A 556-nucleotide genomic window follows, 5' to 3' on the forward strand; every position below is an offset into this window, starting at 1 on the left:
CGGCACCCGGGTGCCGTGCGTCAGCTTCGCGGCGGCCAGGGCCACTTCGTACGGCAGACCCGTGTCTTTCGCCCAGACCCTCGCCCAGTCCTCCGGATGGTCGAAGACCCAGTCCTGGGCCCGGCGCAGCCGCTCGACATAGTCACCGATGGCCTTGGCCTTCGCCTGGTCCGCGAGGGCGGAGGGCGCGGCGACCTGGAAGTTCAGACCGTTGACGACGCCCTCGCCGTCGGTCAGCACCCGTCCCTGTCCGGCCTGGAGCACCTGCGAGGTGTACGGGTCCCACACCGCCCACGCGTCCACCTTGCCGCTGGTGAACGCGGCGAGCGCGTCGGCCGGCTGCAACAGTGTGACTTTGATGTCGTCCAGTGTGAGACCGGCCTTCTTGAGCGAGGCGATGAGCTGGTAGTGCGCCGAACTGCCCTGGGCGACGGCGACCGACCTCCCCCGGAGATCGGTGGTTCCGCGCAGCGGCGAGTCCGCGCGCACGAGGATGGCCTCGCCCCGGGAGGAGCCGTGGGTCGCGGCCACGATCGTGATCTCCGAGCCGGCTCCG

1 protein-coding gene is annotated in these 556 nt (G+C 70.9%); it reads right to left on the bottom strand.

Translation table 11 applies throughout. The features are described 5' to 3' along the window. Positions 1-556, bottom strand: a 556-nt coding sequence (locus tag BFF77_RS32500) for an ABC transporter substrate-binding protein (RefSeq protein WP_141698632.1), incomplete at both ends; no start/stop codon positions are given.

The organism is Streptomyces lushanensis, assembly GCF_001700515.1.
Lineage (GTDB): Bacteria > Actinomycetota > Actinomycetes > Streptomycetales > Streptomycetaceae > Streptomyces > Streptomyces lushanensis.